Origin of the sequence: Kribbella amoyensis (assembly GCF_007828865.1) — a bacterium.
GTDB lineage: Bacteria > Actinomycetota > Actinomycetes > Propionibacteriales > Kribbellaceae > Kribbella > Kribbella amoyensis.
In genome coordinates, this window is the sequence record NZ_VIVK01000001.1 from 3,375,275 (window position 1) to 3,390,155 (window position 14,881).

Sequence of the window (14,881 nt, forward strand, 5' to 3'; positions counted from 1 at the left end):
CGACGTCCTACCGTTGTCGCAGGAGCAGCAGTACCGTCCCGTGTCCGGAGGAGAGCCACCGTGCCTGTCAGTCGTCTCGGCCTGGTCGTCCACGAGGGCCGTCCGGTCGCCGTCCAGACCGCGAAGACCGTCCGTACCTGGTGCGAGCGCAACGGCATCGGCTGGACCGACATCGACGTGTGGAAGGAACACGGGACCCGCCGTGGCGGCATGGACGAGATGCACCACGCCGGCAACCCGGACCTGGTGGTCACCCTCGGCGGCGACGGGACGTTCCTGCGGGGTGCCCGGATCGCGGCCAAGAACGACGCGGCCGTCCTCGGCGTCGACCTCGGCAAGGTCGGCTTTCTGACCGAGGTCGCCTGCCGCGACGTGGAGGAGGCGCTGGACGCGGTCCACCAGGACAGCGCGACGATCGAGCAGCGGATGACGCTGACGATGCGCGCGTCCCGGCCGCTGGAGATCCCGGCCGGTATCGAGTCGCTGCTCCGGTACGGCCACGGTCCCGCCCTCCCGCCGCCCCCGGTCCGGACCGAGATGGAGGGCAACGGCTGGGGCGTGGCGCTCGACGTGACCGCGCTGAACGACGTGGTGCTGGAGAAGCTCTCCCGGGACCACCAGGTCGCGCTCGGCGTGTACCTGTCCGGCCGGCTGCTCGCCTCGTACTCCGCCGACGCCGTCATCGTGGCCACGCCCACCGGCAGTACGGCGTACTCCTTCGCGGCCGGTGGACCGATCCTCTCGCCGAACACCCAGGGCATCGTCTTCACCCCGGTCGCCCCGCACATGACCTTCAACCGCAGCGTGGTCGCCGCCCCGGACGAACCCGTCGCCCTCCGCGTCCTGCCGCACTCCGGCCAGGCCGCGGTCAGCATCGACGGCCAGCTCCGCGGCGTCCTCGACCCCGGCGACTGGATCGGCGTCTACGGCTCCCGCCGCCCGCTGCGCCTGGTCCGCCTCCGCCCCACCGACTTCTACGGCCGCGTCCGTGACCGCTTCCGCCTCACCGACGCCCCTGCCACCGCCGTCGACGGCGAATCCGAAACCTTCTGGCGAGCCGACACCCCCGTCCCGGAAGACCTCGCCCACCTCCGCCTCGCCCCAGAGGCCCAAGCCCCCGAAATCCCACCGGACCCGGCCTGCGAGACCTGACGAACCAGGCCCGCGAACCCCTACCCGGTAGGGTTCGTCTCCATGCGAAACGTGGTGATCCTGGCCGGTGGTTCGGGGACGCGGTTGTGGCCGTTGTCCCGGGCCGACAAGCCCAAGCAGGTGTTGCCGCTCGCGGCGGGGAACTCCTTGCTCCGGGTGGCGTACAACCGGCTGCGGGGACTGGTCGATCCCGCGAACATCTACGTGTGTACGGTCGCCGCGCACACCGACCTGGTCCGCGAGCAACTGCCCGAACTCGGTGAGCACAACATCATCGGCGAGCCGGTCGGCCGGGACACCGCGAACGCGGTCGGTCTCGCCTCCGCCGTGGTGGCCCGCAACGACCCGGACGCGGTGCTCGCGATCGTCGGGTCGGACCACCTGATCACGCCCGAGGCCGAGTTCCGGGCCGCGATCGAGAGCGGGTTCGAGCTGGTGGAAGGCCGGCCCCGATCGCTGGTGACGTTCGGGATCGAGCCGACCCACCCGCACACCGGTCTCGGGTACGTCGAACGGGGCGCGGCGATCGAGGGCACCGGGGCCTACGTGGTGGACCGGTTCCGGGAGAAGCCGGACCGGGCGACCGCGGAGGAGTACCTGGCCACCGGGCGGTTCTGGTGGAACTCCGGCATGTTCGTCTGGCGGGCCGAGACCGTGCTGAGCGTGCTCGACGAGCTGCTGCCCGAGTCGGCCGCCCAGCTCCGCCAGGTCGCGTCCGTCTGGGACACCCCGGAGCGCGACGCCACGCTGGCGAAGATCTACCCGGAGCTGCGCAAGATCAGCGTCGACTACGCGGTGATGGAGCCGGCCTCACAGGGCAAGGTGGACGCCGACGTGGTGGTCGTCCCGATGCCGGTGCACTGGCTCGACGTGGGTTCCTGGGCCGCGTTGGCCGGGACGTACGAGGTCGATGCCAAGGGCAACCGTCATGACGACAGCGTGCTCAGCTGCCTGCTCGACTCGCACGACAACATCATCGTCACCGACGACCCGGACCACCTGATCGCCGCGGTCGGCCTGCGCGGCCACATCATCGTCCACACCCACGACGTGACGATGGTCTGCCCACTGGCCGACGGCGAACGCGTCAAGGACCTCGTCGCCCAGGTCGTCTCCGACCACTCCGAGCGCTACACCTGATCGAACCGGCAACAGCAAGGGCGCCTGGATCTGCTCGATCCAGGCGCCCTTGCTGTTGCGTGAGCGGGCGGGTCAGCCGCCGTTGGGTTCCTGGGCGTCCATGGCCGGGAACTTGTCCATGAACTGCTGCAGGGCCTCGCCGCTGACGGAGCCGCAGAACTGGCGGTGGCCCTGGGCCGTCGCCTGGCCCTGCTTGTTGCCGCTCCAGTGCGAGAAGGCGACCTGCTTGCCCTCGGGCCAGGGCTGCTGGCCGTCGGAGTCCTTGAACGGCGCCGCGATGAACTTGCCCAGCGAGCTGTCCGGCAGCTTGGCCTTGGAGATCTTCTCGATCGTGTCGACCTGGTCCTGCGGCAGCGTGTCCTTGTACCAGAGGATCGTGTAGCCGTGCTCCAGGTTGTGCACCAGGTTCGGGATCGCCGGCCGGTCGTCGGCGGTGTAGAACTTCTTCCCGAACGGCGCCCAGACGGCGTAGTGCGGGCCCGACGAGGGCGGCGAGACCGGGTACTGGATCACGGTGCCGTCCGGCTTGTGGTCCTGGGTACCGCTGGCCTGGTCGTCGATGACCGCTGCGCAGGAGGCGGCCGCTGCGGCCACACCGAGCTCGGTGATCGCCTGGTTCTTGGTACGGGAGTCCTGGATCAGGCGGATCGCGGGGTACGCGATGATGGCCAGGCCGACGACGATCGAGGCCACGACGATGAGCAGAGTGCGGCGCTTGTCGGACCGTTCGTGGTCCCGCTGCATCTTCTCGATCAGTTCGCGGCGCGACTGCTTCTGTGATGACGCTTTACCCACAGTGTTGTCTTCCCGAATCGGGCGGCCCTGGCGCCGCCGTGCGGATGCAGTGTACGCAGGCAGTCTGAGAAGTTGCCTAGAAAGCTACCGTGAACGTGAGCCGAACGTGACCGTTGCCTCACTCCCCGGACCCGTCCGCACACTCACGCCGTATCCCTCCGCGTGCAGCAGGACGGCGAGGCGCTCCGCGACGGTCCCGACAGCGACCGGATTCTCCCCGAAAACGGCCACCGACTGCTCCTGCAACTCCAGGTGCACGTCCTCGTCGTCGGCGAGCAGCCCGGCCCACAACGCCGGGTCCAGCTCGCGCGGCCCGGCCGGCGGCTGCCGATCCAGTACTGCGGCGCGCGCCGCTTCCCGGGTGCCCAGGCTGAACATGTCGTGCTCCGCGTCCCGGACCAGCGCGCGGGCCCCGCTGCCGTGGTCCCCGGCCGCGAGCACCACGTCGGACAGGCCTCGCAGCACCGCCACCGGGACCCCGTCCGCCTTGCCCTTCACCAGTTCCCCGGCGGCGGCGACCTCGTCGGCCACGGCCGGCTCGGTGACGGCGAGGACGTTCCCGTGGCTGTCGGTGGTGCCGCGCAGGTCCTCGACCACCTGGACCCCGGCGGCGCCGATCGCCACGTCGGTCTGACCGACCCGCCACGGCCGGCCGAGCGTGTCCGTGATCACGATGCCCACGTTCACGTCGTACCGCTGCCACAGGGCGTCCCGGAGCTCGCGAGCGGACCTGTCGGGATCGACAGGGAGCAGCAGGACAGTCCCGGGGGCCGTGTTGGACGTGTCCGTCCCGGCGGCCGCCATCACGAGTCCGTGCCGGGTCTGCACGATCCGGGTGTCCCCGCGCTGGGCGACGACGCGGACCAGCTCGCTGTCCACCGCCTCGGCCCGGGTCCCCGTGGTCAGGCGCCCCTCGGCCTTGCTGACGATCTTCGACGTGACGGCCACCACGTCGCCGTCCCGGAGATCGGCCGCGTCGCCGATCAGCCCGGCCAGGTCGGCCCCGGCGGCCACTTCGGGCAGGCCGGTCACCGGGAACACCTCGAGGTACTTCCTCATCGCCGTACTGCCTCCGCCAGGTTCAGTGCCGCGTCAGCCATCGCGGCCGTGGTGGTCTCGTCCGTCATCCACAACGGCACGGCCTGCGCGTGGATTCCGGCGGCCACGATCGAATGCAGCTGGATCGCGTCGGAGGTGTCGACCAGCCAGCCGTCCAGCACGCCGCCCGACGCACGCGACCCGTAGTACTCCGCGACCGCGGCGGCCGTGGACTCCACCCCGACGGCGGCCAGCACCTTGTCGGCCATGCCGCGGACCGGGCCGGTCCCGATGATGGGGGACAGCCCGATCACCGGCGCCGCGGTCTCCCGGACGGCGTCGCGGATCCCCGGGACGCCGAGGATCGTGCCGACCGACACGACCGGGTTCGACGGCGGTAGCAGCAGGACGTCGCAGTCGGCGATCGCGTCCAGGACGCCCGGTGCCGGCTTCGCCTTCTCCTGCCCCACCGCGACGATCTGGTGCGCCGGGACCTCGGCGTGCAGGCGGACCCAGTACTCCTGGAAGTGGATCGCCTTGCGGCCGCCGGGCTGGTCCGGGTCGTCGGTGACGACATGCGTCTCGACCCGGTCGTCGCTCATCGGCAGCAGCCGGACCGGGAGGTCCCACCGGGTACACAGTGCCTCGGTGACCGCGGTCAGGCTGTAGCCGGCGTCCAGCATCTGGGTCCGGACCAGGTGGGTGGCCACGTCCCGGTCGCCGAGGCCGAACCAGGTCGGCTCCATCTTGTACGCGGCGAGCTCCTCCTTGATCACCCAGCTCTCGTCCTCCCGGCCCCAGCCGCGCTCCTTCGAGATCCCGCCGCCGAGGGTGTACATCACCGTGTCCAGGTCCGGGCAGACCCGCAGGCCGAACAGGGTGATGTCGTCCGCGGTGTTCCCGATCACGGTGATCTCGGCGTCCGGTCGGGCCGTCAGCAGGCCACGGAGGAAGGTGGAACCGCCGATACCACCGGCCAGCACTGTCAATCGCATGGGAAGAGTCTGCCCGAGTCGTCAATGCGGCGAACCACCGCACGACTATGCTGCCGTGGGTCCGAAGTGTGTAATCCGTCAGTTGCACGGCCCCCCAACATCCCGAGGAGCCCTCGTGGTCACCGACGCAACCAAAAAGCTCAGAGAGCCGGTCGCGTACATCCTGCTCGCCTTCGCCGGCCTGGTGGCGCTGGCCTCGCTGATCCGGCTGTTCGTCGGTGGCGCGGGCTTCACCGCCGCCGCCGGTGGCGTCCAAGGCACGCTCACCCCACCTGGACTCACCGCACTGGTGCTGCTGATCTCGCTCGCCGCATCGGTCTGGCTGGTGACGGAGGCCGGTGAGCGGACGCCCAACGCCCGGCTCGTGACCCTCGCGGCGCTGGTGATCCTCGGCCTGATCCTGCTGATCGGCCTGATCACCGCGTTCGCCGGGTTCAACGAGACGACCACGGCCGGCCTGAAGATCGTCGGCTTCGTCTACGCGCTCGCCGGCCTGACGCTGTACGCGGCCGCCGGGCTCTACATCCTGAAGACCTTCCAGGCGCTGCCCGCCCCGGCACGCGCCCCGAAGCCGCAGCAGGGCCAGTTCGCCGGCCAGAACCAGTACGGCCAGCAGGGCCAGTTCCCGCAGCAGGGCCAGTACGGCCAGCAGGGGCAGTACGGCCAGCAGGGCCAACAGGGTCAGTACGGGCAGTACGGCCAGGCCGAGCAGGGTGGCCAGGGCCAGTACGGCCAGTACGGCGCGGCTGCCGCCGGTGCCGGCGCGGGTGCGGCCGGTGGGTACGCGGCGGCCCAGCAGGGCGACAACCAGTGGCCGCAGGAGCAGGGCTGGAACCAGGGCGAGCAGCAGCAGGCCTGGTCCGCCGGTGAGGGCGAGGGCCGCCAGGCCGAGCAGGCGTGGTCCGCCGAGGGCCAAGGCACCGAGCCGACCCAGCAGTGGAGCCCCGAGGGCCAGCAGCAGTGGGGCGGCCAGGAGCAGGCGGCGCAGCAGTGGCCGCAGGAGCAGCAGCAGTGGTCCGGTGACGCCGACCAGCAGCGCGAGCAGCACGACCTGCCGCAGCACGAGCAGCAGCAGCCCGAGCAGCAGTGGTCCGGCCAGGAGCAGTACGGCCAGCAGGGCCAGCAGGAGTGGTCGAGCCAGCCGGAGCAGGCGCAGCCGCAGGCCGAGCCGGAGTGGTCGGGTCAGCAGGAGCAGCAGACCTGGCCGCAGGGCGACGGCAGCTGGCAGGGCGAGGAGCCGCAGCCGGCCGCCGAGCCGCAGCAGGCCGCGGCGCAGCCGGAGACCGAGGCCGCCGACGAGACCCGGGTGGAGCCGCGGGTCGAGGACGCGCCGAAGGACGGCGACCAGCAGCCGGGTCAGGGGAACAACCAGGGCTGGTGGTCCCAGCCTTCCTGAACCAGCGAATTTCCCTGTACGGGCGGCGTTTTTCGCCGTCCGGTGCACAGCACGCCGGGGGACGAAATCCCCCGGCGGGCCGGCACCGAGGTGGGCGAATGCCTGCCAGGGAAGGAAAAAAGCGCTCCGGTCAGCCGGGATCCGGCCGCGGACGCGAGAGTTCGGCGAGCCCGAGAGGCCTGTGTCCACAGGCCTCTCGTTCTTTTGCAGCCGTGTTGCGGATACCGCCAATAGCAGACCACGGCTTGACTTTCGTGGATTGCAGGAATGTAATTTCAACCGTGTCGTTCGTTGGACACTCGGTATCGGGGACCGTTGCAGAGCGCAGGACGGACGAGGTCAGGCATGTGGGCCCGCAAACCCACATGTGACAGGGGAACGAACAGGGTCGAGGAGGTCGTACCGTGACAGAGCTGATGGCGATTGTCGACGGTGAGGCGATCGAGGAGGAGCCGAGCTGGCAGGAAAGGGCGCTGTGTGCCCAGACCGATCCAGAGGCTTTCTTCCCGGAAAAAGGTGGATCCACGCGCGAGGCGAAGAAGGTCTGCCTCGGCTGTGACGTCCGGGGCGAGTGCCTCGAGTACGCATTGCAGAACGACGAACGCTTCGGAATCTGGGGCGGGCTGTCGGAGCGGGAGCGCCGCAAGCTGAAGAAGAGGGCCGTCTAGACACACCTACACGGACCGACGGACGGTGGTGCCCTGCCACCCCCGCCGTCGCCGGTGCGGACGGCCGCACGATCGCCAAGGCCTGAGCAGCAGGGCTGACAAAACCGACAACAGAGCTTCCGCGCGAGGCCCCGGCCGGACATCGTCCACCGGGGCCCGCGGCTTTTCCGGCCGTGGTCGCGGCTTCCTCCACAGCTTCCGGCGTCGTCTCGGCGCCGTCCGAGGGTCGTCATCGGGACGACCGGACACGACCCGGGCAACTTCGCGTATGGTGAGTCCTCGCCGTGGTCTCGAATTGGTCACGACAGGCCGCTCCGTTCCCCTGAAGGTGTACCCGCAGCAGATGGAATCCGAAGCTCCGGCCGGCTGGGACTTCTTCGACGCCGTCGATGTCCCGACCGGCCTCACGCATGACCCGATGGGTCGCGCTCCGGTCCGGCACGTCGTCACCGCGGTCGTGGTCGGCCACGAGGGAGCCGCCTGGCTGCCCCGGCTGACCGAGGCGCTGTGGGCGCTCGACCGCCGGCCCGAGCGGCTGATCGCGGTCGACACCGGCTCCACCGACGAAACCGCCGAACTGCTCGCCGCGATGCCCGGGGTCGAGCCGGTGGTGGGCGTGTCCGCCCGCACCGGGTTCGGTACCGCGGTCTCCCGCGGCCTGGAGGCGGTCGGGTTCGCGTCGATCCCGTCCGCGGTCGGGCCGTACGGCGACGACGGGCACATGCCCGTGGTCGAGTGGCTCTGGCTGCTGCACGACGACTGCGCGCCGGCCCCGAAGGCGCTGGAGCACTTGTTGCTCCAGGCCACTTTGTCGCCGGAGACCGGGATCTGGGGCCCGAAGCTGCGGTTGTGGCCGCGGGACCGCGAACTGCTCGAGGTCGGCGTCACTACCTCGCTCGGCGGCCGCCGCGACACCGGGATCGAGAACGGCGAGCTCGACCAGGGCCAGCACGACCAGGTCCGGCAGGTGCTCGCGGTCAGCTCGGCCGGCATGCTCGTCCGCCGGGACGTCTGGGAGGCGCTGAACGGGTTCGACCCGCGGCTGCCGATGTTCCGCGACGACATCGACTTCGGCTGGCGGGCCAGCAAGGCCGGCTTTCAGGTCGGTGTCGCGCCCGACGCGGTCGTGTACCACGCGCAGGCCGCGGCAACCGGTGAGCGCGCTCTCGCGGGCACCCGCCGGCACGCGTACCAGCTGGACCGTGCCCACGCGTACTACACCGTGCTGGCCAACGCGCCCGGCAAGTTGCTGCCGCTGCTCCTGCTGCGTTTCCTGCTCGGCACGATCCTCCGCTCGGCGTGGTTCGTCCTGGGCAAGACGCCGTCGGGTGCGGTGGACGAGTGGACCGCGTTGCTCGGTACGGTGCTGGCCGGTGGCTGGACCCAGGCCCGCAAGGACCGGCGCCGGCTGAACAGGGTGCCGTACGACAGCTTCAAGACTTTGTTCTCCAGGTCGGTCCACGCGCTGCGGCACAACCTGGAGGAGACCGGTAGCACGATCTCCGAGCGGCTCCGCGAAGCGTGGGCGGACGAGCCGGAGGAGCAGCCCGTCACCTCTGCGCGCCGGGCGAAGAGCACGGCCCGCGTCGCGGTGGACCAGCCGAGATGGCGGCGGCAGCTGATCCGGCGGCCGTTCCTGGTGGCCTGGGTGTTCCTGGCGATCGGTGCTGTCGTTGCCGCTCGTGGCTTGATCGGGAGTGGCGTCCTGCGGTCTCCCTTGCTGCTGCCGCCGCACGAGACTCTTGGCGCGCTCTGGCATGCGGCCGCCGCGGCTCCGGCCGGCGTGACTCCACCCGCCTGGCTGGCGCAGTTCTGGGCGCTGTCGACGATCACCTTCGGTCCGTCCGGCGCGACGAACGTCGTCCTGCTCGGTGCCGTACCGCTGGCCGCGTTGGCCGCGTGGGCGTTGTTGCGGGCCTTCGTGGTCGACCGGGTCGCGCGAGCCTGGGGCGCCGCGGCGTACGGGCTGGCCGTGTTCACCAACGGCGCGGTGTCGCAGGGCCGGCTCGGGACTTGCGTGGCCGCGATCGTGTTGCCGTTGCTCGGTGCCGCTGTCCACACGGTGGCTCGACGCCGGCGCGTGGTGATCCAGGGCAGTTGGCGGGCCGCGTGGTTCACCGGGATCTGCCTGGCGGTCTTGTTCGCTTTCACGCCGTCGCTCGGTCTGCTCGTCGCGGTGGTGCTGTTGGTGGGTGCGCTGGCCGGATTCGGCTGGCGGCGGCAGGGCCGGCAGCTGGTGTTCTCGGTCGTCCTCGGCCTCGTCCTGGTCCTGCCCTGGACGATCCAGCTGGTGCTGCACCCGTCACGCCTCGGCCAGGAGGCGGGTGGTCCGCCGACCGCGGCCGTCGGACCGGGCGACAGCCTGGCGAACCTGTTGACCGGTACGCCGGTGGGCGGGCCGACCCCGTGGTGGCTCGCGGTGCCATTGATCCTGGTCGCGCTGCTGGCCGTGACCCGCGAGTCGCGGCAGCGGTACGAGTTGCTCGGGTGGTTCGCCGCCCTGGCCGGTCTGGCGGGCACGTTGGTGGCCAGCCGGCTCGGTGGTGGCAGCGGGCCGTTGATGTTCCTGATGACGGCCGGCTGGATCCTCGCCGTGACGGTCGCCTGGGACTCGGTCGGGAAGTCGTCCGAGCTGATCGTCCAGGGCGTGCTCGGGCTGGTGCTCGTCGCGACCCTGGTGATCTCCGGGTTCTGGCTGGTCCGCGGCGCCGACGGCCCGTTGTGGCGAGGCCCGGCGCAGGACCTCCCGGCGTACCTGATGTCCTCGCAGGAGCCACCGCAGAACGCGTCGATCCTGGTCGTACGCAAGGACGGCACGAACCCGACCCGGTTCTCGCTGGTCCGCGAGGGCGGGCCGCGGATGGGGTCGCTCGAGGCCTCACCGAAGCCCGAGCAGGCCAAGCCCATCACCGATGTGCTGTCCGCGCTCGGCGGCGGTGGGACCGGTGAGGAGGGGCGGCAGCTGGCCGCGCTCGCGATCGACTACGTGTACCTGCCGGCGCCGGTGGACCCGACGCTGATGTCGACGCTCGACTCGTTGCCCGGTCTGACCCGCGCGTCCGCGACCGACGGTGACGCCTCCTGGCTGGTCGACCGGACCAAGGTCCAGGGCCAGACCCCGATCGAGGCCGAGACGCGGAGCATCTGGCGCATCCTCGGCATCGTCGCCTGGCTGATCGCCCTGATCTCCTGCCTGCCGACCGCGCGCCGGACGGTCGCGGTACCGCAGGGGACGCACGCGAGGAGAACGCCGTGATCAGACTGCTCTCGGACTCCCGGATCCGGCTGGCCGTGTGCCTGCTCGCCCTGGCCGTCCTGGCCGGGCTCGGCGTCGTGACCCAGGCGAAGGACCCGTCGACCCGCGCCGAGGGCGTCGAGGAGCCGACCCGCACGGTGGTGAACCGGACGGCGCTCGCCTGCCCCGTCCCCGGTGCCGGGGTGAAGCTGCAGAACTGGGTGAACGCGGTCGCCCCGACGTTGCCCGCGGGCACGCCGACCGCCGCGGGCGAGGAGGCGCCGCTGTCGATCGCGCCGCTCGCCTCGACCGGGAACCCGGTCGGCTCTGTCCTGGTCCGCGGCCGCATCGCGTCCACCGCCAAGACCGCGAAGCTGGACCCGCTGGCGATCCAGGGCACCGGCCCACTCGCCGCGGGGACGGCCGCGACCAGTACGACGACGGCCACCGACGGCGTGAACCGCGGGATGGCGAGCGTGACCTGCCAGACCCCGGGCTCCGACTTCTGGTTCGTCGGCGCCTCGGCCGCACCGGGCCGCCGTGACGTGCTGGTCCTGACGAACCTGGACAGCATCAACGCCGAGGTCAGCGTCACCGTTTACGCCGGATCCGGGCCGCTGGACGCCCCGAACGCGCGCGGCGTCGTGGTCCCGGCACGGGGGACGGCCGAGATCTACCTGGGCCAGGTGGCACCGGGGCAGCGCGATCTGGCGTTGCGGGTGGTGTCGTCCGGCGGCCGGGTCGCGCCGGCCCTGCGGGACAACGCGATGAACGGCAAGACCCCGGCCGGTGTCGACTGGATCAACCCGTCGGCCGCGCCGGCCGAGAAGGTGGTCGTGCCCGGGTTGGCGCCGGGCGGCGGCGTCCGCATCCTCACCCTGTTGAACCCGACCGACCTGCAGGCGACGGCGGCGTTGACGGTGAACGGTCCCAACGGTCCGTTCAAGCCGGCCGGCCTGGCGACGGTGCAGATCCCGGCCGGTTCGGTCAAGGTGCTCCGGCTCGACAAGGCGCTGCACGGGGACGCGTCGGCGGTGACGATCGACTCGGACCAGCCGATCACGGCGTCCGCGCGGATGACGGACGCGTCGGTGACCGAGTTCGCCACCATCGGCGCGACCGAGTCGCTGAGCGGCCCGGGGTACCTGGTGCTCCCGCCGCACGACCAGCCCGCGGTCCTGCAGGTGACGGCACCGGGCGAGACGGCCGGCGTCCGCTTCGAGCTCCGGGACGCGGCGAACAAGGTGATCCAGGCCCGCTCCCTCGACGTGGTCGGCGGCGCCACCAACCTGATCACCTTCAAGCCGCAGACCAGGCCGACGTACCTGATGGTCGAGCAACTCAAGGGTGCCCTGCACGCGGGCGTCACTCTGATGCCGGCGGCCGAACCCAAGGAGGACGACGTCCCCCAGGTCGCCGCCTGGCCGCTGACGACCTCCCTCGTCTTCCGCGCCCAACTAGGCGCCGAACCCGACGTCCGAGCCGCCCTCCGCTGACCCTCGAACCCTGGGCCTCAGTCTTCGTCGGAGTCGAAGTCGGGGTCTATTTGTTCGGGGGAGAGGGCCAGGACGTCGGCCAGTTCGAGGACGAGGGCCGAGCGGACCAGCCAGGACAGGCCGGTGCCGGACCTTTCGGCCCGGAGCTCGATCGGGCGGCGGAAGACGACGATGCGGTACGGCTCGTGGGAGGTGCCGCCGGTGGAGTGGGTGAGCGGGATCTCGCCCGCGTCGGCGTCCAGGTTCGGGACGTCCTCGATGGCGAACTCGACCCGCGCCACCACCTGCGGCAGCCGCTTCTCCAGCCGCGTCACCTCGACCGCGACCACCTCGTCGAACTGGGCCGCGGTGGATCTCTGCAGCGGCAGTCCGCGCGGCGCGAAGCTGCTGGGACGGCTGATCGGGCCGAGCATGCCCCGGCCGTGGCGGTCGATGTGCCTGCGATGACGGCGAGCCTCGGTCACGCGATCAGCCTAGTGGGGGTAGCGTCTGGTCGTGAGCATCGCCAGGATCTGTTCGCGCGCCGCCTGTCATCGGCCGGCCGTGTCGACGCTCACCTACGTCTACGCGGACTCGACCTGCGTGCTCGGCCCGCTCGCGACGTACGCGGAACCGCACTGCTACGACCTCTGCGCCGACCACGCCGACCGCCTCACCGCGCCGAACGGCTGGGAGGTGATCCGGCTGGCTCCGGACCCGGCGGCGGCCGGCCCGTCGTCCGACGACCTGGAAGCGCTGGCCAACGCGGTCCGTGAGGCGGCCCGTCCGCTCCCTCGGGACCAGGCGCCCAGGAACCAGGCACCCCGGAACCAGGCCCCGAAGACCGGGACGGGCGGGGGACCGGTCGAGGTCGCTCGCCGCGGCCATCTGCGGGTCATCCGCGACTCGGGCAGTTCCGAACAAGCCTGAAAGCCGTCCGAAGAACCGGGGTCGTCGCGATCCCGCGGCATGACATAGCTCACCCGACACCCCCGCCGTTGCCGCCCCTTGCGGTCCCTCGCGTCCCGGCCGACGCCTCCCGCCCCACCCGGTACCGCGACGCGCCCGATTTCCCCCAGGACGTGGTGTTGGGAAATGTTTCGTAGCGTGGGATGAGGTTGACCACGTTGTCAGGCGTCGGAAGGATTCTCGGTGTGAACGATCAAAAGTTGCGCGTGGGAGTGATCGGGCTCGGGTTTGCGGGGCGGACCGCCCTGCAGGCCTTCTCGGAGTTGCCCGACGTCGAGGTGGTCGCGCTGGCGGGCCTCGAGCAGGACTTGCTGAAGGAGCTCGGGACCAAGCACCTGGTCCCGAACCTGTACGAGCGGTGGGAGGACCTGCTGCAGGCCGGCGGGCTGGACGCGGTCAGCATCGGGACCCCGACCCAGCTGCACGCGCCGATCGCGCTGGCGGCGCTGGACAAGGGTCTGCACGTCCTCTGCGAGAAGCCGCTGGCGCGGACCGTCGCCGAGGGCGAGCAGATGGTCGCGGCGGCGGAGAAGGCCGGCAAGGTGCTGAAGGTGATCTTCAACCACCGCGAGCGGGGTGACGTCGCCGTCCTGAAGCACCAGATCGACGAGGGCCTGCTCGGCCGGGTGTACTACGCGAAGGCGCACTGGATGCGCCGCAACGGCATCCCCGGCATGGGCGGCTGGTTCACCAACCGCGAGCTGTCCGGCGGCGGCCCGCTGATCGACCTCGGCGTGCACATCCTCGATCTGGCCCTGCACCTGCTGAACGAGCCGAAGGTGACCACGGTCAGCGCGAACACGTTCGCCGAGCTCGGCCCGCGCGGCCGGGGCAGCTCGAGCAACGCGATCCGGCCGACGATCGACACGCTGGGCTCGAAGTTCGAGGTGGAGGACCTGGCCACCGCGTACCTGCGGCTCGAGGGCGGCGGCGCGCTGCAGCTGGAGACCAGCTGGGCCACCTACCGGGCGCCGGGCGACAACTTCGGCATCGAGCTGTTCGGGACCGAGGGCGGCGCCAAGATCGAGGTCCAGAACTACACCACCACCGACACCCTGAAGATCTTCACCGACGTCGCGGGCGTGCCCGCCGAGGTGAAGCCCGCCACCGGCGCCGGCCTCGGCCACCGCGCCGTGGTCAGCGAGTTCGTCGCCACCGTACTGAGCGGTGACTGGACCAGGCACAACGGTTCCGAGGCCCTGGTCCGGACCGAGATCATCGACGCCTGCTACGCCTCGGCGCAGGCCGGACGAGAGGTAGTACTCCATGGCTGACCCGATCCGCGTGACCGTCTGGGGCGAGAACGTCCACGAGCAGGACGACGCCGCGGTCCAGAAGGTGTACCCCGACACCATGCACGAGACGATCGCGGCCGCGCTCCGCGAGCAGCTCGGCGCCGACGTCGTCGTCCGGACGGCGTGGCTGCAGCAGCCCGAGCACGGCCTGACCGAGGAGGTGCTGGCCGACACCGACGTGCTCACCTGGTGGGGGCACCGCGCGCACGGCGACGTGGACGACGCCGTGGTGGAGCGGGTACAGAAGCACGTGCTGTCCGGGATGGGCCTGATCGCCCTGCACTCGGCGCACTTCTCGAAGATCTTCATCAAGCTGATGGGCACCACCTGCTCGCTGGACTGGCGGTCCGAGAACGACCGCGAGCTGATCTGGACGGTCGCCGCCGGGCACCCGATCGCGCAGGGGGTCCCGCACCCGCTGGTGATCGAGCGCGAGGAGATGTACGGCGAGTTGTTCGACATCCCGCAGCCGGACGAGCTGGTCTTCGTCAGCTCGTTCACCGGCGGCGAGGTGTTCCGGTCCGGCTGCTGCTACCGCCGTGGCCAGGGCCGGGTGTTCTACTTCCGGCCGGGCGACCAGGAGTACCCGACCTACCACCAGCCGGAGATCCAGCGGATCCTGGCGAACTCGGTCCGCTGGGCCGCGCCGACCAGCCCGCGGCAGCTGCCGACGGTGCACCACCGGAAGAACCCGGGCTGGTTCGAGCAGGCCTGACCCGGCTC

General features: G+C 71.1%; 13 protein-coding genes. 9 read left to right on the forward strand and 4 right to left on the reverse strand.

Annotated elements, in window-relative coordinates; translation table 11 throughout:
* Positions 1-60 precede the first annotated feature (60 nt).
* Positions 61-1,152 (forward strand): NAD(+)/NADH kinase, encoded by a 1,092-nt coding sequence (locus FB561_RS16070; RefSeq protein ID WP_145807487.1) that lies wholly within the window; start codon positions 61-63, stop codon positions 1,150-1,152.
* 42 nt (positions 1,153-1,194) lie between these two features.
* Positions 1,195-2,292, forward strand: a complete 1,098-nt coding sequence (locus tag FB561_RS16075; protein ID WP_145807488.1) for a mannose-1-phosphate guanylyltransferase — start codon at positions 1,195-1,197, stop codon at positions 2,290-2,292.
* Between the two features lie 72 nt (positions 2,293-2,364).
* Here FB561_RS16075 and FB561_RS16080 read toward each other — a convergent pair whose 3' ends face one another.
* The 3 genes from FB561_RS16080 to cofD all read right to left on the reverse strand — a co-directional run bounded on the left by FB561_RS16080 (position 2,365) and on the right by cofD (position 5,120).
* Entirely contained in the window at positions 2,365-3,087 is a 723-nt protein-coding gene (locus FB561_RS16080) for a DUF3105 domain-containing protein (protein WP_145807489.1), read from the reverse strand.
* An 84-nt stretch (positions 3,088-3,171) separates the two neighbouring features.
* On the reverse strand, positions 3,172-4,146 hold the full coding sequence (locus FB561_RS16085; protein WP_145807490.1) for a coenzyme F420-0:L-glutamate ligase: 975 nt from the start codon (positions 4,144-4,146) through the stop codon (positions 3,172-3,174).
* The gene (gene cofD / locus FB561_RS16090) at positions 4,143-5,120 is read right to left on the reverse strand and encodes a 2-phospho-L-lactate transferase (RefSeq protein WP_145807491.1); all 978 of its coding nucleotides are present in this window, start codon (positions 5,118-5,120) and stop codon (positions 4,143-4,145) included. Before cofD ends, FB561_RS16085 begins: the two co-directional genes overlap by 4 nt.
* A gap of 115 nt (positions 5,121-5,235) precedes the next feature.
* Here cofD and FB561_RS16095 point away from each other — a divergent pair, with 115 nt between their 5' ends.
* The 4 genes from FB561_RS16095 (at position 5,236) to FB561_RS16110 (ending at position 11,915) form a co-directional block, all read left to right on the forward strand.
* Entirely contained in the window at positions 5,236-6,516 is a 1,281-nt protein-coding gene (locus tag FB561_RS16095; protein WP_145807493.1) for a hypothetical protein, read from the forward strand.
* A gap of 416 nt (positions 6,517-6,932) precedes the next feature.
* Complete coding sequence (locus FB561_RS16100; protein WP_202880862.1) at positions 6,933-7,184, forward strand: WhiB family transcriptional regulator; 252 nt, start codon at positions 6,933-6,935, stop codon at positions 7,182-7,184.
* Positions 7,185-7,527: 343 nt separating this feature from the next.
* Complete coding sequence (locus FB561_RS16105; RefSeq protein WP_145807497.1) at positions 7,528-10,440, forward strand: glycosyltransferase family 2 protein; 2,913 nt, start codon at positions 7,528-7,530, stop codon at positions 10,438-10,440.
* Positions 10,437-11,915, forward strand: a complete 1,479-nt coding sequence (locus FB561_RS16110) for a DUF5719 family protein (RefSeq protein WP_145807499.1) — start codon at positions 10,437-10,439, stop codon at positions 11,913-11,915. Before FB561_RS16105 ends, FB561_RS16110 begins: the two co-directional genes overlap by 4 nt.
* 17 nt (positions 11,916-11,932) lie before the next feature.
* Here the strand turns inward: FB561_RS16110 and FB561_RS16115 are convergent, their stop codons facing one another.
* Entirely contained in the window at positions 11,933-12,379 is a 447-nt protein-coding gene (locus tag FB561_RS16115; protein WP_238334840.1) for a metallopeptidase family protein, read from the reverse strand.
* A gap of 31 nt (positions 12,380-12,410) precedes the next feature.
* Between FB561_RS16115 and FB561_RS16120 the strand changes: the two genes are divergently transcribed.
* From FB561_RS16120 to FB561_RS16130, 3 genes are all read left to right on the forward strand, one after another.
* Positions 12,411-12,824: a DUF3499 domain-containing protein gene (locus FB561_RS16120; RefSeq protein WP_145807501.1), complete on the forward strand. Its 414-nt coding sequence runs from the start codon at positions 12,411-12,413 to the stop codon at positions 12,822-12,824.
* Positions 12,825-13,048: 224 nt separating this feature from the next.
* Positions 13,049-14,137 (forward strand): Gfo/Idh/MocA family protein, encoded by a 1,089-nt coding sequence (locus FB561_RS16125; protein WP_238334841.1) that lies wholly within the window; start codon positions 13,049-13,051, stop codon positions 14,135-14,137.
* Positions 14,130-14,873: a ThuA domain-containing protein gene (locus tag FB561_RS16130; RefSeq protein WP_145807505.1), complete on the forward strand. Its 744-nt coding sequence runs from the start codon at positions 14,130-14,132 to the stop codon at positions 14,871-14,873. Before FB561_RS16125 ends, FB561_RS16130 begins: the two co-directional genes overlap by 8 nt.
* Positions 14,874-14,881 lie beyond the last annotated feature (8 nt).

Excerpts from the sequence above, each read along its gene's own strand:
- FB561_RS16130 (WP_145807505.1), top strand. The coding sequence starts at position 14,130 with ATGGCTGACCCGATCCGCGTGACCGTCTGGGGCGAGAACGTCCACGAG.
- FB561_RS16085 (WP_145807490.1), bottom strand. The coding sequence starts at position 4,146 with ATGAGGAAGTACCTCGAGGTGTTCCCGGTGACCGGCCTGCCCGAAGTG.
- FB561_RS16105 (WP_145807497.1), top strand. The coding sequence starts at position 7,528 with ATGGAATCCGAAGCTCCGGCCGGCTGGGACTTCTTCGACGCCGTCGAT.
- FB561_RS16075 (WP_145807488.1), top strand. The coding sequence starts at position 1,195 with ATGCGAAACGTGGTGATCCTGGCCGGTGGTTCGGGGACGCGGTTGTGG.
- cofD (WP_145807491.1), bottom strand. The coding sequence starts at position 5,120 with ATGCGATTGACAGTGCTGGCCGGTGGTATCGGCGGTTCCACCTTCCTC.
- FB561_RS16100 (WP_202880862.1), top strand. The coding sequence starts at position 6,933 with ATGGCGATTGTCGACGGTGAGGCGATCGAGGAGGAGCCGAGCTGGCAG.